Annotated in this window: 21 protein-coding genes; 15 read left to right on the top strand and 6 right to left on the bottom strand. The window is 54.4% G+C overall.

Features of this window, described 5'->3' with window-relative positions; translation table 11 throughout:
* Nucleotides 1-54: 54 nt before the first annotated feature.
* Nucleotides 55-840 (bottom strand): histidinol-phosphatase, encoded by a 786-nt coding sequence (gene hisN, locus TH468_RS05130; RefSeq protein WP_085642527.1) that lies wholly within the window; start codon nt 838-840, stop codon nt 55-57.
* A 105-nt stretch (nt 841-945) separates the two neighbouring features.
* Nucleotides 946-1641, bottom strand: coding sequence for a cytochrome c family protein (locus TH468_RS05125; protein WP_085642526.1), 696 nt, complete (start codon nt 1639-1641; stop codon nt 946-948).
* Between the two features lie 335 nt (nt 1642-1976).
* Between TH468_RS05125 and TH468_RS05120 the strand changes: the two genes are divergently transcribed.
* Both TH468_RS05120 and TH468_RS05115 read left to right on the top strand, forming a co-directional pair.
* Entirely contained in the window at nt 1977-2717 is a 741-nt protein-coding gene (locus TH468_RS05120; RefSeq protein WP_085642971.1) for a 3-deoxy-manno-octulosonate cytidylyltransferase, read from the top strand.
* 81 nt (nt 2718-2798) lie between these two features.
* Nucleotides 2799-3659 (top strand): prephenate dehydratase, encoded by an 861-nt coding sequence (locus TH468_RS05115; protein WP_037987622.1) that lies wholly within the window; start codon nt 2799-2801, stop codon nt 3657-3659.
* 106 nt (nt 3660-3765) lie between these two features.
* Here the strand turns inward: TH468_RS05115 and TH468_RS05110 are convergent, their stop codons facing one another.
* Nucleotides 3766-5436 (bottom strand): methyl-accepting chemotaxis protein, encoded by a 1671-nt coding sequence (locus TH468_RS05110; RefSeq protein ID WP_007088804.1) that lies wholly within the window; start codon nt 5434-5436, stop codon nt 3766-3768.
* Nucleotides 5437-5811: 375 nt separating this feature from the next.
* On the opposite strand from TH468_RS05110, the gene TH468_RS05105 reads away from it, so the two are divergent.
* The 7 genes from TH468_RS05105 (at nt 5812) to TH468_RS05075 (ending at nt 13761) form a co-directional block, all read left to right on the top strand.
* Nucleotides 5812-7650 carry a DEAD/DEAH box helicase gene (locus TH468_RS05105; RefSeq protein WP_085642525.1) on the top strand — a complete coding sequence of 613 codons (1839 nt, stop codon included), beginning with the start codon at nt 5812-5814 and terminating at the stop codon, nt 7648-7650.
* Nucleotides 7651-7885: 235 nt separating this feature from the next.
* Nucleotides 7886-8728: an ABC transporter substrate-binding protein gene (locus TH468_RS05100; protein ID WP_246832217.1), complete on the top strand. Its 843-nt coding sequence runs from the start codon at nt 7886-7888 to the stop codon at nt 8726-8728.
* 190 nt (nt 8729-8918) lie between these two features.
* Complete coding sequence (locus TH468_RS05095) at nt 8919-9383, top strand: PaaI family thioesterase (protein ID WP_085642523.1); 465 nt, start codon at nt 8919-8921, stop codon at nt 9381-9383.
* Nucleotides 9384-9441: 58 nt separating this feature from the next.
* Nucleotides 9442-10614, top strand: a complete 1173-nt coding sequence (locus tag TH468_RS05090; RefSeq protein ID WP_085642522.1) for an isovaleryl-CoA dehydrogenase — start codon at nt 9442-9444, stop codon at nt 10612-10614.
* A gap of 30 nt (nt 10615-10644) precedes the next feature.
* Entirely contained in the window at nt 10645-11832 is a 1188-nt protein-coding gene (locus tag TH468_RS05085; protein ID WP_085642521.1) for an acetyl-CoA C-acyltransferase, read from the top strand.
* A gap of 106 nt (nt 11833-11938) precedes the next feature.
* Nucleotides 11939-12559, top strand: a complete 621-nt coding sequence (locus tag TH468_RS05080) for a carbonic anhydrase (RefSeq protein WP_085642969.1) — start codon at nt 11939-11941, stop codon at nt 12557-12559.
* Between the two features lie 68 nt (nt 12560-12627).
* The gene (locus TH468_RS05075; protein WP_085642520.1) at nt 12628-13761 is read left to right on the top strand and encodes an acyl-CoA dehydrogenase; all 1134 of its coding nucleotides are present in this window, start codon (nt 12628-12630) and stop codon (nt 13759-13761) included.
* 63 nt (nt 13762-13824) lie between these two features.
* Here TH468_RS05075 and TH468_RS05070 read toward each other — a convergent pair whose 3' ends face one another.
* The 3 genes from TH468_RS05070 to pspF all read right to left on the bottom strand — a co-directional run bounded on the left by TH468_RS05070 (nt 13825) and on the right by pspF (nt 16317).
* The gene (locus TH468_RS05070; protein ID WP_085642519.1) at nt 13825-14604 is read right to left on the bottom strand and encodes an outer membrane protein; all 780 of its coding nucleotides are present in this window, start codon (nt 14602-14604) and stop codon (nt 13825-13827) included.
* Between the two features lie 220 nt (nt 14605-14824).
* Nucleotides 14825-15301, bottom strand: coding sequence for a hypothetical protein (locus tag TH468_RS05065; RefSeq protein ID WP_168177084.1), 477 nt, complete (start codon nt 15299-15301; stop codon nt 14825-14827).
* Nucleotides 15302-15303: 2 nt separating this feature from the next.
* Nucleotides 15304-16317 carry a phage shock protein operon transcriptional activator gene (gene pspF, locus TH468_RS05060; protein ID WP_085642518.1) on the bottom strand — a complete coding sequence of 338 codons (1014 nt, stop codon included), beginning with the start codon at nt 16315-16317 and terminating at the stop codon, nt 15304-15306.
* A gap of 168 nt (nt 16318-16485) precedes the next feature.
* Here pspF and pspA point away from each other — a divergent pair, with 168 nt between their 5' ends.
* The 6 genes from pspA to TH468_RS05030 all read left to right on the top strand — a co-directional run bounded on the left by pspA (nt 16486) and on the right by TH468_RS05030 (nt 20690).
* Nucleotides 16486-17151 (top strand): phage shock protein PspA, encoded by a 666-nt coding sequence (gene pspA / locus TH468_RS05055; RefSeq protein ID WP_085642517.1) that lies wholly within the window; start codon nt 16486-16488, stop codon nt 17149-17151.
* 56 nt (nt 17152-17207) lie between these two features.
* Nucleotides 17208-17456, top strand: a complete 249-nt coding sequence (pspB, locus tag TH468_RS05050; protein ID WP_085642516.1) for an envelope stress response membrane protein PspB — start codon at nt 17208-17210, stop codon at nt 17454-17456.
* Entirely contained in the window at nt 17453-18031 is a 579-nt protein-coding gene (locus TH468_RS05045; RefSeq protein WP_085642965.1) for a PspC domain-containing protein, read from the top strand. Before pspB ends, TH468_RS05045 begins: the two co-directional genes overlap by 4 nt.
* A gap of 264 nt (nt 18032-18295) precedes the next feature.
* Nucleotides 18296-19663 carry an ATP-binding protein gene (locus tag TH468_RS05040; protein WP_246832216.1) on the top strand — a complete coding sequence of 456 codons (1368 nt, stop codon included), beginning with the start codon at nt 18296-18298 and terminating at the stop codon, nt 19661-19663.
* A gap of 57 nt (nt 19664-19720) precedes the next feature.
* A complete protein-coding gene (locus TH468_RS05035) occupies nt 19721-20335 on the top strand; it encodes an EndoU domain-containing protein (protein ID WP_085642514.1) in 615 nt (204 codons plus the stop codon).
* A gap of 37 nt (nt 20336-20372) precedes the next feature.
* Nucleotides 20373-20690, top strand: a complete 318-nt coding sequence (locus TH468_RS05030; protein ID WP_139834647.1) for a hypothetical protein — start codon at nt 20373-20375, stop codon at nt 20688-20690.
* The last annotated feature ends 30 nt before the right edge of the window (nt 20691-20720 follow it).

The raw sequence follows: 20720 nt of genomic DNA, 5'->3' as shown, positions 1-20720 counted from the left end.
ATTCAAGGCAAATACCAAACATCAAAGGCGGAAAGCGAAGGTTGGGCGGCGAGATCAGGCTGTTGCTGTCCGGATGGTGGAAAGAACACCCTGATGGCAGCGTGCGTCGCCGCTGGCGATGACGGCACCGTCACTGAAAATCGTGAGCGGTTTGCCCTGCCAATCGGTCATGACGCCACCAGCACCTTCGACGACCGGGACAAGGGCGCAGAAATCATATGCCTGTAAACCGCACTCAACCACCGTATCGGCAAAACCGAGAGCAACAAGGCCATAGGCATAGGCATCAACGCCGTACATCGGCTGACGGCATTTGTCCGACACTGCCTTGTAAGCGCGCGCCGAGGCATCGGTGCGGAACAGTTCCGGTGCGGTGGTAAAGAAGGTTGCCGTATCAAGCGTTTCGCACTCGCGAGCGCTGATTTCGTTACCATTCATCGTGCTGGCGCGACCCATAACACCAACCCAGCGTTCATTGGTGATGGCCTGATCAATAATGCCAAGAACGGGAACACCTTTGTGGCACAGGGCAATAAGTGTTGCGAAACTTGGCTTGCCAGCGATGAATGACTTGGTGCCGTCAATCGGATCAAGGACCCAGACAAAATCGGCATCAATATTGTGGCGGCCATGTTCTTCGCCAAGAATTCCGTGATCGGGAAGTTCCGCAATCAGGATTGCCCGCATCGCGGTTTCAACTTCGCGGTCGGCAATGGTCACCGGGCTTGCATCGGCCTTTACGTCGACAGCAACAGGGGTGCGGTAATACTGATGCACGACCGGACGGGCGGTATCGGCCAGTTTGTGGGCGATCTCCAGAAAGTGGTCGAGGTTTTCCATGAAAACGCATCCCTGCTTGAAATGGTTGGCCGCAAACGAAAACAGGGGACAGTTACCTGTCCCCTGCAAAAAATCAATCGATTATCCGGTGAATTTTCCAGCCTTTTATTGGGCGGGGGGCGCGCCTTCTGCTGCGGGCTCTGCCGGCGCGTCAGCGGTAGGTGCTTCTTCAGCCGGGGCGTCCGCGGATTCTGCTGCCTCGGCTGGTGCATCTGCTGCAGCGTCGGTGCTTTCACCTGAGGCGGCTTCTGCCGGATCAGGATAAGGCAGCGGATTGTCCGACTTGCTGTTCAGCCATGCGATGACAGCAGCGCGGTCTTCGGCCTTTTTCAGGCCCCCGAAGCTCATTTTCGTCCCATCTACATAATCACGCGGCTTGTAGAGGAAGTGGTTCAGCTCTTCCCATCCCCAGGTTCCACCGTGGTTTGCCATGGCGTCGGAATAAGCGAAGTCGTCCTTGTGGGCGAACTTGTTACCGACGATACCATAAAGGTTCGGACCGGTTTTGTTCGGGCCGCCATTTTCGGCGTCGTGGCAGGAAGCACATTTTTTGAAGACTTTCTCGCCTTCGGCAAGGTCAGCAGATGCCAGCATTGCAAAAATCGGTTCTGGCCCAGCCGGTTCCGCCGGTGCGGCCGCCGGTGCGTTGGCACCAGCCATCAGATCCTCGGAGAACGGGTAAACGGGCGATTCCAGTTCTTCGGGGTGGACAAGAGCACTTCCGATCTTGCCAACAACTATAACCAAAAGCACAGCACAGATAACACCGGCGACGATCTTGTTGATTTCCATCGTTTTCATGACGGGATCCCTACAGCCTAATCACTCTCAGGTTTCTTTTTAACAGCTGACCCATGCGCCCCCAAAACGCTCTTAAAGATTACAAGAGCGCGCATGCGACAGCAGGTCAGACCGGTCGGAGGGAAACTATACGTTTCAGAGATTTGCATCAACCTTTCTTAAACATAAAGGCGAAAACAGACGAGATATAGCTTCGTCATATTCAATTCCGTCTTTCGCAGAATCCCCAAAACCGGCTATTGTCCCGCCGATTCACGACATTGCTTCTTGCACAGGTGATCAGACGCGCGCTTTGCGCGAGATCAAAGCAGGATCAAGCCAGACCGGAGGCCTACATGACTACGCCGCGCAACCCCGTTGTCGTTATTCCTGCTCGTATGGCATCGACACGCCTGCCCAACAAGCCGTTGGCTGATATTCACGGCGAACCGATGATTGTTCATGTTTGGCGCCGGGCAACCGAGGCCGGAATCGGTCCGGTTATCGTCGCGTGCGCCGAACAGGAAATTGCCGACGCGGTAACGGCGGCTGGTGGTCTTGCCGTTTTGACCGATCCGGATTTGCCAAGCGGATCGGATCGGGTGCATCAGGCGCTGCAAAGCTTTGACCCGGATGGAAAATACGACGCCGTGGTCAATGTTCAGGGTGATCTTCCGACGATTGATGCAGCAGATATTCGTGCGGTTTTTGATCCACTTGTCGATCCGAATGTCGACATCGCGACTCTGGCGGCTGAAATCACGCGGCAAGAAGAACGTACAAATCCCAATGTGGTGAAGGCGGTAGCGGCCTTTGGTATTGGTCGTGTGGCGCGTGCGCTTTACTTCACGCGGGCAACGGCCCCGCATGGCGATGGGCCGCTTTACCATCATATCGGTCTTTATACCTATCGCCGGGCAGCACTTGACCGGTTTGTAAGTCTTCCACCGGCCGAACTTGAAATGCGTGAAAAGCTTGAACAGTTGCGTGCACTTGAAAACGGCATGATGATCGCAGTTGCCCTTGTGAACGGTGTCCCGCTTGGCGTTGATACTCCCGAAGACCTTGAACGCGCACGACTTGTGCTGGGCGCGTAATTAGGCTTTTCTATGTTTTGTCTGGCGGTAAAGCCGCGAGGCATGACATGGAAATCATATTAGATATCAGGAAGCAACCAGATGACTGCCCAACAACGTATCGCTTTTCAGGGAATGCACGGTGCCTACTCCGATCAGGCAGCGCGGCGCGCCTTTCCGGGGGCGACGACCGTACCTTGCCGGACGTTTGAGGGCGCATTTGGTGCATTGCGCGATGGCGATGTTGATTTGGCGGTGATTCCGATTGATAACACCCTGGCCGGTCGCGTAGCGGATGTTCATCACATTTTGCCCGATTCCGGGGTGCATATCATTGGCGAGACGTTCCTGCGCATCAACCACGCGCTTGTCGCAGTTCCCGGTGCCAGGATTTCGGATATCAAGGAAATCCGAAGCCACGTTCACGCGCTGGGCCAGTGCCGTAAAATCCGTCAGGAACTTGGCGTGAATACCGTTGTCGGGCCAGATACGGCAGGCTGCGCAAAGGAAGTGGCCGATCTGGGCGATAAAAGCATTGCTGCGATTGCCCCTGTTCTGGCAGCAGAGATCTATGGCCTTGATGTGCTGCGCACCGAGGTCGAAGATGCGGCACATAATACGACTCGTTTCATCATTCTGGCGCGCGAGCCGCTTGATATCGCCAATGACGGCACGCCGGTAGTGACAAGCTTTGTCTTCCGCGTCCGTAACGTAGCGGCGGCCCTTTACAAGGCGCTTGGCGGTTTTGCGACCAATGGGATCAACATGACCAAGCTTGAAAGCTATATGGTCGAGGGGCATTTCACCGCAACCCAGTTCTTTGCCGAGGTCGAAGCCCATCCAGAACAGCTTGGTCTGCGCCATGCGCTTGAAGAACTTCAGTTCTTCTCGCACGAGGTCCGGATTTTGGGTGTTTATCCGTCTCATTCCTTCCGTCGGGAAAATGATCTTCCCGCCGAATAGATCGGCTTAGATCCTTTTCGATAAAGAAAACGGGCCATTTCGCAGGAAATGGCCCATTTTTCTTAAGCCTCATTCGTTTTGTTTGAGGCTATTTTCTTCGCAGGAATCAATTCTCAGCCTGCTTGATCAGATCGTTCGAGAAGCGGTGAATGATCTGTGTCAGTTCCGAAGACCGCGACGAAAGTTCTTCGGACGCGTTGCGCAGATCGCCCGCATGGGTGGTTGTGCTTTGCGCGTTCTTCATGGTTTGATCGACACTATACGAAATCTGTTTGACGCCATCCGCACTGCGATTGGCATTGCCCGCTATTTCCTGTGTGGCTGCACCCTGTTCTTCAATTGCCGCCGCAATGGCGGTTGACGCAGACCGGACCTGATCAATGGTTTCCGACACGCGCGAAATACCCGTAACCGCACGCTCGGTACCTTCGACGATGCCGTTGATTTGGGCTGCGATTTCCTCGGTCGCGCGCCCGGTCTGGGTCGCAAGGTTTTTGACTTCGCTTGCGACCACCGCAAAGCCCTTGCCCGCATCACCTGCACGCGCGGCTTCGATGGTTGCGTTCAGGGCCAAGAGGTTGGTCTGGCCCGCGATGTCGTTAATCAGGCTGACGATTTCCTTAATTTTATCAACGGCTTCGGACAGGCCGCCAACATCGTCAGAGGCGCTCTGGCTTTCATGCGTTGCGCGTTCGACAGTGTTTGACATCTGGGAAATCTGAACGTTGATTTCCGTGATCGAGGAAGAAAGTTCCTCGGTCGCGGCGGCAACCGCGTCAACATTCTGCGAGACGGATCCGGCAGCAGATGCAACCTGCTGACTCTGATCAAGAATGCCTTCGGCGTTGTGTGACATATTGACTGCAAGTTCACCGCTGCGTTTAACCGATTGGTCAACGGCACCGGCAATACCACCAACTTCGCTCTCGAGTTTTTTGGCGATGTTGCGGATATTGGTGCGTCGTTCTTCTTCGGCTCTCTGTTTCTGGATTGCGGCGTCTTTTTCAAGCTGCTGGGCCTGCGCAGATTTGTCACGCAGGGCAAGAACGCCAGATGCCATGTCGCCGATTTCGGTAAAGTTGGAATCCGTATCCACCGGCGCCTGATAATTGCCTTCGGCGATTGTGGCGATGGATCGGTTCAGACCGACAATGCTTTTGGTTATGCGGGTTCCTACGAACCAGGACAAAACGCCAGCAATGACAATAGCGATCACCGAGATAATCGCGATGCGCTGCATCACAGACTGAAATTCTGCCGCGACGTCATCCATATAGACGCCCGCACCCAATGCCCAGTTCCAGCCCGGAATCGGACGAACATATGCGGCCTTTTCGACCAAAGTATCGCCCATGCCGGGTTTTTTGGTTTCATAGGTTATCACGCCACCACCGGCCTTGGCGGTTTTGACGATCATCTGGCGCACTTTGCTGTCGGGGTTGCATTTGCCGACATCTTCGGGGCTGAGCGGATCAAGAACCATGCAATGGTTATAATCGGTGGCGTATATGTAGTTCTCCCCATCAAAGCGATACGCATTGAGCAATGAAAGCACTTCTGCCTTGGCGGCGTTTTCATCCATATCGCCCGCTTTGACCTTGGCAATATATGAATCAACGATCGTTACCGCGCCCTCGGTCAGATGTTCGATCTGTTCGAACTTACCGTTACGCAGGCTGTTTTGATAATTCAAAGCGACTGTCGCGATAATCGCGAGAAGTGTCAGCAGGCAGATGGCCGGGATCGAAAAAATCCCCGTAACAACCCGAAAACGCATATTTCTTCCCCTTACGCGTTATTTAAGCGACCGATAATGCACGCAAATTAGACATGCATAGATTAATTCCGCGTTACATATTGGAATGGTGAATGCGTTTTTGCATGGCTGCCCGGCGCAGGGATTGATTGACTTTGTTCCGGTGTACCTGTATCACCCGCTTCATTCCTTCGCTTGTAGGGCAGATTGAGCTGTCAGGAACTGTGTGAAAAGGCGAGGGCGGCGATGACGTGATGACGTCATGGCCTCATCATATGCCTCTCATGCAGGGTCCGAAGCAGCGGCTTGATCGCCGTGCACCGGTCGCTATTGCTGTCGAGCAGGCACATCATGGCGCGAACATGGCGCCGACCGGATTTTGAAGGACTTTCCTTTATGACTAATTTTGAAGGGCTCAACCTTATCGAGCCCCTGCTGCGCAACGTTGAAGCTTCTGGTTTCACCGCACCGACCGAGATTCAGGCAAAAACCATTCCGGCTTTGCTTGAGGGTCGTGACCTGATGGGGATTTCCCAGACGGGCGGTGGTAAAACCGCTGCATTCTGCCTGCCGCTGTTGCAGCGCCTTGCCGAAAACCCGAAGCGCCCGGCACCGGGCCAGCCGCGCGCGCTTATTCTTGCGCCGACGCGTGAACTGGTAAACCAGATCGGTCAGTGCCTGCGTGATTTCAAAAAAGGCATTCGCCTGTTCTCTTCTGTTGTTTACGGTGGCTCGCCGATGGGCCCGCAGATTCAGGAACTGCGCCGTGGCGTTGACATTCTGGTTGCGACCCCGGGTCGTCTGCTTGACCACATGTCACGCAATACCATTCGTTTTGATGACATCGAGGTCTTCATTCTCGATGAAGCCGACCGTATGCTCGATATGGGCTTCTCGGAAGACGTTCTGACCGTTGCCGAAGTGCTGCCGCGTGATCACCAGACGGTGATGTTCTCGGCAACCATGCCGCCGGCTGTCAAACATCTGACCGACCGTTTGCTGAGCAATCCGGTTAAGGTTGAAACCGCGCCGCAGTCCAGCGTAACCGAGCGTGTGACCCAGCGCGGCATGTTCGTGAAACGTCACGACAAGACCTCGCTTCTGGTTCAGTTGCTGAAACGTCAGGAAAGCGAACGCGTTCTGGTTTTCACCAAAACCAAAGCCGATGCGGACGAACTTTCGTTCCAGCTGCGCGATGAAGGTGTCGATACTGATGCCATTCATGGTGACAAGCAGCAGCGTATTCGCCAGAAAATCCTGCGTAACTTCCGTAATGGCCAGTTCCCGGTCCTGATTGCAACTGACGTTGCGGCACGTGGGATTGACGTTCCGGGCATCACGCATGTCATCAACTATGACCTGCCGACCGATCCGGAAAACTATGTGCACCGTATCGGCCGTACCGGCCGCGGCAGTGCCGAAGGTATCGCGATTTCGTTCTGCGAGCCGCGTGACGTTCGTCATCTGCGCAATATCGAACGCGTGATTGGCCAGCAGGTCGAGATCGACGAAGATCATGAATTCCATTCTTCTCCTCCGGCCCGTTCGTCGGGCGGCGGCAGTCGCGATGGTGGTCGTGGTGGCCGCGCCGGATTTGGCGGCGGCCGTGATGGCGGTCGTGGCCGTGGCGGTTTCGGCGGCGGTCGTGACGGTGGTCGCGATGCTGGCCGTGGTGGTCGCGGTGGATTTGGTGGTGGCCGTGATGGCGCCCGCGACGGTGCCCGTTCATTCGGCGGCCCGCGTCGTGCGGAAGGTGACCGTGATGGTGCGCGCCGTTTCGAAGGGGATCGCGAAGGTGGTCGTGCTTTTGGTGGCGATCGTGATGGCGGTCGTCGTTTTGGTCAGTCAGATCAGCCGCGTGGTGATCGCGGTGGTGATCGTCCGGCCCGTTCGGATCGTAATGACCGTAGCGGTGACCGTTTTGATCGCAAACCGCGTTTTGACCGTGCTGCTGCCGACCAGCGCCCGGATCGTGCCGAGCGTTCTGATCGTACCGAGCGTTCTGATCGTACCGAGCGTACGGATCGTGGTACCAACTTCCGCCCGCGTGGTGAAGGTGCACCGGCACGTGATGGCGAGCGTCGTTTTGCTGACAAGCCGCGTGGTGAACGCGGTTTCAAAAATCGTGATCGCGATACCCGCGGTCGTGATTTCAGCGATCGTCCGCGCCGTGCCGAAGGTGGCCGTGGTGAAGCCCGTGGTGGCAACCAGGGCATGAAACGCCGTTCCGCCTAAGGTATTTTCCGTTTCCGGCTCTGGTTGGAATATCCGGGAAATCTGAAGATTTTAAAAGAAGCCTCCGCTTTGCGGGGGCTTTTTTGATTTCAGTATCATCCAGCGGTTGGTGCGTGATTGTGTTAATGTGCGAAAAAACACATTCCAGATGATGAATATGATCGTGTGCCTTCCTACATAACGCATAAAATAATCGACGCTGCGCGATTAGCGATGCAGTTGGAGAGTGGTGGATATGGATTTGATGACCCGGACAGGGCATTTGGCGTCCATTTGCGTTGCTGGTTTAATCGCAGCAAACATTGCCCATGCCAAGGACGCCTCACAAAATTTTGCGGTCGATAATGGTGGCGTGCGGGATTGCAATCATTTGATTGCATCGGGAAACCCGGATTACCCACCCTATCTTTGGCCAGCCGACGATGGTTCTGGGCATCTGATTGGTGCGGCTGCTGAGTTCCTGCAGCGGGTTGGTGATGCCGCAGGTATTAACATTGAAGTCGTCAATACCGGTAGTTGGGGGCGTGTGCAGCAGCACATGCGTGAGGGGGGCATTGATATGATCGCAGGTGCCTTCTTTACGGTGCCGCGACTTGAATACATGGATTATTTTTATCCGGCATTCCAGGGGACGCGCACGGTCATCTGGACCAAAGCCAACATTGATATCAATTATCGCCAATGGTCGGATCTGCGCGGGCTTGAGGGGCTTACAGTCATCAACAACAGTTTCGGGCAGGAATTCGACAGCTATGCGGCCCAAAACCTGACCATTCGGGAAGTTCCAAGCCTTGAACAAGGTTTGAAGATGCTGGATCGTAATCGCGGAGAGTATCTGATTTACGAAGAGTTCCCGGGCAAAGCTTTTGCTGCGCGGGAAAAGATTGACGATATTCGCAGCTATGACATCGCTGTAAGCGAAGAAAGCCTGTATCTGACCATGTCGCATAAGTCGCCCTGCAATACCGGCGCGATGCGTGGCCGTATCGCTCAGGCACTTTTCAAGCTTGTGGGCGACGGTGTGATGGATGAAATGCTCGAAGCCAGCGTCGCCCGCTGGAGCACCGGCACAAACTGATCCCCGATGAGCCTTCCATAAAGATGAAAACCGGCCTTTTGCCTGTTGTTATCATAAATAGGTATAGTGATGCGGCTTTTGATTTGACGTTTACGTTAACGTAAACTACAACGGATTTGCTTCATAACCCGTGATGACCGGTGCTCGATATATTGAACCGGCATGACTGCAGGCAGGACAGGACTGCAAGATGGCACAGTTTGAGCCGCAAAATCCGAACTATGATGCTGAAGTCCGGCATCGGTTTTCTCAGCAGCCCTACAATCTTTCGATCGGGGCCGAGGTCGTTGATGTGAAGCCGGGGCGGGTCGAGATTGTCGTGCCCTCGCGCGCGGATCTGATCCAGCATAACGGCTATTTTCATGGCGGCCTGATCGCCGGGCTTGCCGACATCGCGGGCGGCTTTGCTGGATGGAGCCTCGTTGCCGAAGATCAGGGCATGCTGACCATCGAATACAAGCTTAACATCGTCGCGCCGGGGATGGGCGATCAGTTGCGCGCGGTTGGCGAGGTGGTTTCACGTGGTCGGTCGATCATTGTCACCCGCATCGATGTGTTTGGTATGAGGAATAGTGAGTCGGTTCTGTGCGCGACGTCGCTTCAGACGCTCAAGGTCATGAAGCTGCCGCCGGAATTATTAAGTAACGCTGCATAATCGGTTTGATTATTCACTTTTATCAAAAAATCAAAACACCCAGGGCAGGAACAGTAACATGGCATTTTTCGAATTTCCCGGACTGAAATTTGATCTCGGAGAGACCGCAGAAGCGATCCGCGAAACCGTTTCATCCTTCGCCGAGGCAGAAATCGCGCCGCGCGCGGCCGAGATTGATGAAAAAAATGAATTCCCCAATGATCTGTGGCGCAAATTTGGCGATCTTGGTCTGCTGGGAATGACGGTCCCCGAGGAAGATGGCGGTACCGGTCTTGGCTATCTTGAACATGTGATTGCCATGGAAGAAATCAGCCGTGCATCGGCATCGGTTGCACTTTCCTACGGGGCCCATTCCAACCTGTGTGTCAATCAGATCAAACGCAATGCCAATGCCGAGCAAAAGGCAAAGTACCTGCCGAAGCTGATGAGTGGTGAGCATGTCGGTGCGCTTGCCATGAGCGAACCGGGATCCGGTTCCGATGTGGTGTCGATGAAATTGCGGGCGGAAAAAAAAGGTGACCGTTTCATCCTGAATGGCAACAAGATGTGGATCACCAATGGTCCGGATGCCGATACGCTGGTGGTTTATGCCAAAACGGATATGGATGCGGGGCCCAAGGGTATTACGGCATTTATTATCGAAAAGGGTTTCAAGGGTTTCTCGACGGCGCAGAAGCTCGATAAACTGGGGATGCGGGGGTCAAACACCTGCGAACTGGTTTTCCAGGATTGCGAAGTACCCGAGGAAAATATCCTTGGGAATTTGAATGGCGGCGTTCGTGTTTTGATGAGCGGCCTTGATTATGAGCGTGTCGTTCTGGCCGCCGGACCGACCGGCATCATGCGGGCATGCATGGACGTGGTCGTGCCCTATATTCATGAACGCAAACAATTCGGCAGGGCGATCGGTGAATTCCAGCTGATGCAGGGCAAGATGGCCGACATGTACACCACAATGAATGCCTGCCGGGCCTATGTTTACGAGGTCGCCAAGGCATGTGATCGTGGTGAAACATCACGCAAGGACGCGGCGGGAGTGATTCTTTATGCTGCCGAAAAAGCGACCTGGATGGCGCTTGAAGCCATTCAGGCGCTGGGTGGTAATGGTTATATCAATGAATACCCGACGGGACGTTTGCTGCGCGATGCCAAGCTTTACGAGATTGGCGCAGGCACTAGCGAAATTCGCCGCATGTTGATTGGCCGTGAACTTTTCGGCGAAACCGCCTAATCCCCATATTTGGAATACAGGATCAGATCCATGAGCAATTCAGACCCCATCGTTATCGTTTCCTGTGCCAGAACCCCGATGGGCGGCCTGCAGGGGGACTTCGCAACCGTTACCGCATCCGAACTGGGCGGCGTTGCCATCAAGGCCGCGCTTGAACGTGGTTGTGTTGCAGTCGACGATGTTGACGAAGTCATTATGGGTAACGTTCTGCCCGCTGGTCAGGGACAGGCCCCGGCGCGTCAGGCTGCATGGAAGGCGCGTATCCCGCGTTCTGCCGGAGCAACCACGATCAACAAGATGTGCGGATCGGGCATGAAGGCCGTGATGTTTGCCCACGATATTCTGTGCGCAGGCAGTGCCGATGTCATGGTTGTTGGCGGCATGGAAAGCATGACGAATGCACCATTCCTGTTACCCAACATGCGCAGCGGACAGCGTTACGGGCATACCCAGGTCTATGACCATATGGCGTTGGACGGGCTTGAGGACGCCTATGAAAAAGGTCGTTCAATGGGCACCTTTGCCGAGGCGACGGTTGATAAATATGGCTTTACCCGTGAACAGCAGGATGATTACGCGATCACGTCACTGACACGTGCGCAAAATGCGGCGAGTGCCGGGCATTTCGACGCGGAAATTGCCCCTGTGTCATTTACCACCCGCAAGGGTGATGTAACGATTGCCACCGATGAACAGCCGCCCAAAGCAAAACCGGAAAAAATCCCGACCTTGCGTCCGGCCTTCCGTAAGGATGGCACCGTTACAGCAGCCCATTCGGCATCCATTTCGGACGGGGCAGCGGCACTGGTGATAATGCGCCAGTCCGAGGCAGAAAAACGTGGTCTTAAGCCCATGGCAAAAATCATGGGTCATGCGACCCATGCGCAGGAGCCGTGCTGGTTCACGACCGCCCCGATTGACGCGATCAAAAAGGTTTTGGCGAAAACCGGTTGGTCCAAGGATGACGTTGACCTTTGGGAAATCAACGAAGCCTTCGCCGTGGTGGCAATGGCAGCAATGCGCGATCTCGACCTTGAACATGAGAAAGTCAACGTTCACGGTGGTGCTTGTGCACTGGGCCATCCGATTGGTGCGACCGGCGCGCGTCTGCTGGTGACTTTGATCCATGCACTTAAAGCCCATGGTGGAACCAAGGGGGTGGCATCACTTTGCATTGGTGGCGGCGAAGCAACCGCGGTCGCCATAGAGCTTTTGTGAGGCAGATTAAAGTTGTTCTAAAAATCGGTGATTGGGGCTACCAACTTGCGCGAATTCACCCTATTTTGTCGCCAGAGTGATTGACGAGGATGAGGGAATTCGCGTGATGTCAAAACCGACAGTCGACCGGATGCTTGCCGGATTTAAAAGCTTCAAGGCGATGTATTACGAGCAACGCCCTGAACGCGTAGAAGATTTGGTCAATATGGGCCAAAAGCCGGAAGTTCTGCTGATTGCCTGTTCGGATTCACGTGTCGATCCGGCCATTCTGACCAATGCAGAGCCGGGCGAGATGTTCGTGATCCGTAACGTTGCAAACCTTGTTCCGCCTTATGAACCCGATGAAAATTATCACGGGACGTCGTCGGCGATCGAGTTCGCGGTTCGTGACCTCAGGGTCAAGGATATCGTGATTCTGGGGCATTCGGCGTGCGGCGGCATGCAGGCACTGGTCGAACATGGTGAAGCGGGCAAGGTGCCCGATCGTGATTTTATCGGCGAATGGGTCAGCATTGCGAAATGCTGCCTCCATCACGGGCCGGATGTGGACAAGGTGTCGCGGCATTCGATCCGTAATTCGCTTGAAAATCTTATGACTTTCCCGTTCATCAAGGAACGGGTCGATGCCGGTGACCTTAACCTGCACGGGTGGTGGTACGGCATGAAAGAAGGAATCCTGTGGCGCTTTGATGCCGAGCAGGACAAATTTGTTCAGGGCGAAGAATAGGCCCGGCCTGACGAAACGATCTTCTGATCGCATGGCTGGTGCATCGCCCAATTGGGAGGGTGACCGCCATGCGGTTGGAAGAACATCAGATCATGGTGCGCGATACCGCGCGCGAGTTCGCCGAAAATGAACTCAAACCTCATGCCGCAAAATGGGACATCCACCATACCTTTCCGGCCGAAGCGATTGCCGGATTGGGAGAACTTGGCTTTTTGGGCATGCTGGTGCCCGAAGAATATGGCGGGGCGGGCATGGATCACGTCGCCTATGCGCTGGCACTCGAAGAAATAGCTGCTGGCGATGGGGCAACATCGACCATCATGTCGGTGCATAATTCGGTCGGGTGTATGCCGATCCTGAAATTCGGTACCGAAGATCAGAAAGAAAAATATCTGGTCCCGATGGCGCGTGGCGAAAAGATCGGCGCATTTTGCCTGACCGAGCCGCAAGCCGGATCGGATGCAAGTTCCTTGCGGACGCGTGCCGTGCGCGACGGAGATGACTGGATTATCAACGGCTCCAAACAATTCATCACGTCTGGCAGTGAGGGTGATGTGGCGATTGTCTTTGCCGTTACAGACCCGGAAGCAGGTAAACGCGGTATTTCGGCCTTCATCGTGCCAACCGATACGCCGGGCTATGTCGTTTCGCGGGTCGAGGAAAAGCTTGGCCAGAATGCATCGGACACCTGCCAGATCACCCTTGTCGAATGCCGGGTGTCCGGTGAAAACATGCTGGGTGAAGAAGGGCAGGGCTATAAAATCGCGCTGGCGAACCTTGAAGGTGGGCGCATCGGCATTGCCGCCCAGTCTGTCGGCATGGCGCGTGCCGCATTTGAAGCCGCTCGCGACTACGCCAATGAGCGCGAGACGTTCGGCAAAAAGATCATCGAACATCAGGCGGTGGCATTTCGCCTTGTCGATATGGCCACCAAGATTGATGCCGCCAGGCTTTTGGTCCATCGCGCTGCCGAACTTCGCGACGATCACAAGCCCTGTTTGACCGAGGCCTGCATGGCCAAGATGTTCGCATCCGAAATCGCTGAAGAAGTGTGCTCGTCGGCAATTCAGATTCATGGCGGTTATGGCTACCTTAAAGACTTTCCGGTGGAGCGCATTTACCGTGATGTGCGTGTGTGTCAGATTTACGAAGGCACGTCCGACATTCAACGCATGGTGATTGCAAGGTCGCTTGCCGATTGATGGCAAACCAGCAATAAAGGGGTACGCAAAAGTACCCCTTTTCAGGATTAAACAGTGTCGCAATCAGAACTGATATTGCAGTCCAATCATGAACTCATGTGCCCGTAGGTCAAACCGGGCAGGCTCCACGCTGGTCGCCGTCCCCACCGAATTAATAAATTTGTCGCCACCGCGAGCTTCGCCCATGTCAAGGAAGCGGTAGGACATGTCGAGCGTCCATTGGTCGGAAATCGCGTACCCGACACCCGCACCAATCTGCCAGGCCAAATCGTTATGCGTGTCGCCGGTAGTGTAACTATCATTGTCGTTTACAAAGAACATTTTTTCCGTCTTGTTCCGGGCCAAGCCGATACCGCCTTGCACGTAGGGTGAAAAGGCACCGAGATCAACGCCAGCAATACTTAATGGGTCAACATAAACGTTCACCATTGTCGTCCAGTTGGATGTTTCGAAAGCACCGTCATTTAGCTTGTTGCCTGATTTGTTCGGGATGCCATCCGCGTCACGATAGTCATCTGCTGCGGACAGTCGATTACCATGAGATACCGTGATGTCGGTTCGCAGATAGTCCGTGAGCTTGAGCCCCGCACCGATCTGGTAGCGCGATCCTTTATAGCTTGTCATTTCGATCGAATCGCGTTCAACCGGGTCGTCAAATTCGGCTCTATCGTCAACCGTGATGGAATACCCCAGATCGGCCCGCAGATAGGGTGCGAACAACCAGTCATCTTCCGCATGTGCCGTGCTCGGCGGCAAGGTGGGGAAGAGAAAAGCTGGGATGAGTAAAACGCAGATCGTGCGGCAGAGACGAACCATCGGAGATTTCATCATGGCGGGGCTCATTGGTTTTGACCTGCATTATTTTGAGATAATATTAGAAATTTAACTTACAATTTCATCGTGCTGTCAAAATGGCAACTTGAATCAATCATTGGCCGCTACGCTGCGGAGCTCAGGACATCTGATCGCGTATGTGACCCGGCAAGTCTTCTGTTCGGGAAACAACGCTCGGCGATGCTTGCGCACATGAAAACGGCGGGCAGTGGGCTTGGGGCGGACGTCACTAAGAAGCGCTCTGGCTCGGTTGCCTTGGGGGCGACGAAAACCGATCCAGAAAACGTCGTGCACGCGGCAGCGCATCGTGCAGGAATTGTTGCGGTTCACGGAGCCATAATCCGTCAAATTCGCGGGATTTGTGTTCCGATATCAGAACGTCACGTGGGAGTGGTATTATGTCGGCATCCCACCCCGGCCAACGTTGTCGGGCGCGTCGGAAGCAATGATCCATGAGGCGCTTGTGGTTGCTGTATCCGTGATAGTCAAAGACCCAATCTCCGCCTGAGACGATGATGTGATTGCCGGGAAGGTTATCTTTCGGATGGAACCAGATTGGAGTGAGTTCGCCGGTCGCGTCAAAGCGTTCGATGAATGCGTGGGCAAGGATATGGCAGGCACCACACGCAAAGAATACTCTGTCAGGCAGGTTCCAGCGCATTGCCGGGTCGCTCTTGCGATAGTTTGGGGTGCGGGGCTGATACATGCTTATGGTCCTGAGCGCCCCGGCAGCAGATCGTATTTTTCCAGAAGTCGACGGAACTGATGGTAGTTCAGATCAAGCGCCTTGGCGGCTTCGGTCTGGTTATTCGCGTTTCGACGCAGGGCGCTTTCAAGCAGTTTGATTTCAAATTCTGCAACCTGAGATTTGAAATCTGTTGTGCCGGTGGGGGCAGGTTCTTCGGGTGTGCCTGCTGTGGTAGGTGGTGCATCACGGTTGGTTTCGGTCCAGATGCCTTCGAATGGGTCGAGTACGATATGCGCAAGCGGATTTTCATCATCTTCAGCCAGATAAAGGCTGCGTTCGACCGCATTGCGCAACTCGCGGACATTGCCGGGCCAGGAATGGCTGAGGAGTTGGCGCGCCGCTGTTGGTGTGAAGCCGGCAAAAACCTGTCGTGACAGGCGTTTAGTCATTTCGAGCGCGAACTGTTCGGCAAGTGGCAAGATATCATCAGACCTTTGGCGCAGCGGCGGAACAGCGATCACGTCAAAGGCGAGGCGGTCGAGTAGGTCGGCGCGAAACTTCCCGGTTTTGGCCAGTTCGCGCAGGTTTTCATTTGTCACACCAATGACGCGGGCATCAACTTCGATCACTTCGGAGCCGCCAACACGTTCAATCTCGCCATATTCAACAACGCGCAGGAGTTTTTCCTGCACCACCGGGCTGGCGGTGGCGATTTCATCGAGAATGATGGTGCCGCCATGCGCGCGTTCAAATCGCCCGACATGACGTTTGGTTGCCCCGGTAAAGGCCCCGGCCTCGTGCCCGAACAGTTCGGTATCAAGCAGGGTTTCAGGTAGGGCCGCGCAATTGACCTTGACCAGCGGGCCTCCCCAGCGTCGGGAGAGGTAATGCAGGCGTGATGCAATCAGTTCCTTGCCCGATCCTCGCTCCCCGATCACAAGGCATGGCCGTTCGATCGGTGCCAGACGTGAAACATGTTCAAGGGCGGCCAGAAAAACGGGGTCTTCGCCCAATATCGGTTGCAAGCTATCCATTTCGCGAAAAACGTTATCGAAAAAAGACAAAATTGTCGCGATAAAAGTTAACTGGATAAGGTCGATAATTCTAAGTCATTGATTTTATTAGATGTCAAAACTGGCACGGCATTTGAAATAGAGAGATCAGAATTTTTACGTCCCCCGTATTTTTAAGGAGATCAGACAATGGGCGTGTTTTCGCGTTTGTCCGATATCGTAAATGCCAATATCAACTCGCTTCTGGATCGTGCCGAAGATCCGGAGAAAATGGTTCGGTTGATGATCCAGGAAATGGAAGATACCCTGGTTGAAGTCCGTTCCGCCGCGGTCAAGGCGATTGCCGACAAGAAAGAAGTCGAGCGCAAGCTCAAGAAGCTTCATGACGGTCAGCTTGAGTGGGAAGGCAAAGCGGAATTTGCCATTTCCAAAGGCCGTGACGATCTGGCGAAAGGTGCGCTGATGGCGCGTCGCCGTCTGGCCGATCAGAGCATCGTGCTGGAGCGCGAGCTTGAAGTGATCGAGGAAACGCTTGGCAAGTTTGACGATGACTTGAACAAGCTTCAGAACAAGCTTAACGAAGCCAAGGGCAAGCAGCGTGCGGTTGAAATCCGCATGCAGACTGCCGAAAAGCGTGTCAAGATGCGCGAAAAGCTGCATTCGGGTCAGATCGATGAAGCATTGCTGCGCTATGAGCAGATGGAACGCCGCATTGACGAGCTTGAGGCCGGTGCGGACTCCTGGGATCTTGGTCGCGGGCAGAGCCTTGGAGAACAGTTCGAAGACCTTGAAGCCGAGCTTGGGATCGAGGACGATCTGAAAGAGCTTAAAGCACGGGTCAAGAAAGACAAATAATCAGCGGTTCGCGTGTTTCGATGCGATAAGCTGCAACAAAGGTTGAGCTGACAAAGATGTGGGCGATTGCTGTACCGTTAATTGTGTTTGTTGTCGTTGTCGGCCCGGTTTGGGTTGTGTTTCACTACATAACACTTTGGAAACGGATGAAAGCCGAACAGCAAAAATCCAGTCCGGAACAGGTGGCGAAGGAAAAGGAAATCGTCGTCACGCTCAAAGGCCGGGCAGAACGCCTTGAAAATCGTGTCGAAACACTTGAACGCCTGTTGGATGCCGAGGTTGCCGAATGGAGGAACAGGATATGACTGCACAGCAAGCTGCTGCCGGTGCCGGCTATCAGCGCGGTCACAAGAAACATCGTCATGGCGGTTGCCGCTTCCGGCGTGAGGGCCAGGACGGCAAGGAGTGCGGTGGCGTCATTCGCCGCACGACCCGGGGAATTGCCGAAAAGTTTGGTATCCCACGCAAAGGTGTGCTGATCGCCTTTATCCTGATCCTGATTTTCAGCTTCCCTGTTGGCGTGATGCTGTTTGCCCTTGCGTGGGCCTATGTGCATCATCCGGAATGGTTTGACGGTCTGCGCGGCAGGTTTCGCGGGGCCGGTCGGCCGGGATCATATAATGCCTCGACCGCGCATACAGACGCGCCAGAAGAGCGCCCGACCATGGGTGTCGATTTTGAAGAGCCCTGGATGGAAGACCTTCGCGAGAAATTCGATGACCTTGAACGTCGAACCGGTTCAATGGAAGGTTATGTTGCTTCCGGTGATTACCGGCTGGCCTCGGAACTTGAAAAGATGAAAAAAGACGATGCCAGCGGCAAGAAAGACGCCGATGGCAGTGACGATGATGCTTCGACCTCCCCCAACGATAAAGCGTAACCGATGCTGCGATGACATCGGTATCAATCCCCCCTGCTTCGCAGTGATATTGAGTTATCCCGCAGCTTCACCTTTCGAGCCGGACCTGTTTCTACGGGTTCGGTTTCTTTTTTGTGTTCATGTTCGTGATCGCAACTATTTGCTGAAAAATAACCAAATAGCATTTATCACTATACCTAATTTAAAGGTTTTCTGACTAGCTTGGTGTCCTCTGGTGATATCTGGCGGGAAAGCCTGCCAGCAAAACGGGGGGATATGGCGGCCATGATCGAGCATCCGGGCGAACAGGATTTTCTGCATCGGTTGATGCTTGATAATCCGTGGTGGGATGGCATCACCGATGATCTGGTTCATGATCTGCCGCAGCGTGCGTTTTTCAAACGGTTCTGGGCCGCAATTGAAAAAAACGACGGAACAAAGGCCGTTGTTTTAACCGGGCCGCGTGGGGTGGGTAAGACCGTCATGTTGCGTCAGGCCGTTGCCGAATTGCTTAATGCCGATACACCACGTCGACATGTTTGCTATATCTCGCTTGAGCACCCGCTGTTTCTTGAAATCGATTTGCCGCGACTGCCAAAAATACTCCGTTCCATGCGGGGCATATCGGCAGATTATCCGCTTTGGCTGTTTATCGACGAGGTGTCCTATCAGCGCGATTGGGAAGACCGGGTTGCAAAATTGCTGGTGGCGGACCCGATGTTGCGCGTGGTTGCGGTTAGTGCGTTGGCACCCAATCCAAACGCGCTTGGTCATATTCAAGGCCTGTTTTTACCGCCTTTCAGTTTCGCCGAATATCTTGAGCAGCGGGGGATCGCGCCGTCAGACGTCTTGCCGCAAACACCCAATGTCGGGCGCTATACCGCCGATATTCCCGATGGCCTGATCGAGCTTAACGACCTGTTCGAAGCCTATATTAACGAAGGCGGCTTCCATGATCGTGACGGCGAGGCGGGGGCAATCCATCGATCGCTTCATTCTGATCTTCCCGGGTTGCACGGCATTTCAAGTCCATCGGATTTGCACCGTCTGTTTGTGTTGCTGGCCTATAACACCGGTGCGGAATTCTCGATCGAGACCTTGGCGCGGGAACTTGATATCGCCAAAAATACGCTGCGCCGTTATCTTGAGTATCTTGAAAGTGCATGGCTGGTGCGCAGGCTGGAACGTGTCGATCAGGATGCAAAACCGTTTCAGCGCGCGGTGGCATTTAAGGTCCATCTGATTCACCCCGGGCTTCGTGCCGGATTGATCGGTGCCAAGGCCGCGGACAGTGGGACAATTACAAGACTGGCGGAAACCGCGATCCAGACCCAGTTCCTGACGTCAAGTGTCGGGCTTGAAAGCCTTTATTACGCGCGTTGGGGGCATTACGAGGTGCCTTTCGTTTTCCTTGACCGGCGAAGCGGAACACCGCTTTTTGCCTATCACTGCCTGTGGTGTGATGAAGGCATTCGAAAGCCCAAGGAAATCCGTGCATTGGTCAATTTCCGCACCAGTCATGCCTTGCCGCTAGGGGCATTCGTGCTGACCAAGGCGCAATGGCATGGCGGCAAAATCGGTGGCGTGCCAATGCGTTTTGAACCTGCGAGTGTCCTGGCACTTCGGATCGGGCTGGAATTCTCGCAGCTTTGAGCGGCGTCACAGTGCTGGGTTGATGGCGTCTGTTCCGGGCAGTATGCCGCAGCCCTGATGGTGGCGGCAGGAACTGCTAGGACAAGGCAAAGGAGGTCGTTTATGACGACACTTTCAAAGCTCTCCCATACTTTTGTCGCCGCGATCCTGCTGGTTTGGGGGCTGTTGATGATCAATGCCACATCCGCGATGGCTCAGGTCGTGTGCCCGGTCGGTACGATCACAAATGTGGGGCTGCCCGACATCAATGGCGATCACGTTTTCTGTGGCGAGATAAACAGCAAAGGCAAGGCTGTCGGTTTCCATTCCCGTCCCGGCGGAAACAACCCTGCGGGTGGGGGGATAACGAATGTCGTGATCACCCAGCCAGCGAATCCGATGGGAATTTACAACATATCCTTTCAAAAGAACGGGGTTCAGAAATCGATTTCGACAATGTTCCCGGACAGCTGTTCCCAGGATGAGGTTGTGAACTCCATTCTTTATGCCGAGGCCAATCAGGAAGCCTGTCCGGCCGGAGCACCCGGCTGGGTGGTGTGCGGGAAAAATCGACCGGATCCGGTGATGGCTACACAGGGGCCGTATTGCGAAGGTGACGACGATTCAAACCGTTTTTACATCGCGGTTGGGGTAAATGGCGGAAGCATCAACACCGCGTTCCCGCTGCGTTAACCTTGAAATGTGAGGCTTGAAAATGGCAGGCGGTGAAATGATGGTACCTGATTGGCCCGGCAGGATTGTTGGCGATGAAGGGCATGATCGCATCGCCGCCTGTCTTGTCATGGATATTCAGAATGCCCCGGAATGGGCGCAAATCGTGCTTGATCGGCTGGATGCAGTGATCAATAGCGGCGAAGGCCATTGGGAGATGGCAATGAATGCCTATATTTTGAAAGTGGATCCGGCCATTTGTGAAATTGCCCCGGCATATGAAGAGCACGGCGAAGAAATTGTCTGGGTGCCGTCTTCCGAATTTCGGACGGCACTGGTCACATGGATAAAACAGATGGATAAATCAACGGGTTAATCAGCCGATAAACAATTTCATCAATGCTGG

The organism is Thalassospira sp. MCCC 1A03138, from assembly GCF_002115785.1.
Classification (GTDB): domain Bacteria; phylum Pseudomonadota; class Alphaproteobacteria; order Rhodospirillales; family Thalassospiraceae; genus Thalassospira.
Note: the sequence above shows the minus strand (reverse complement) of the source record. Positions and strands in the feature narration are given on the sequence as shown.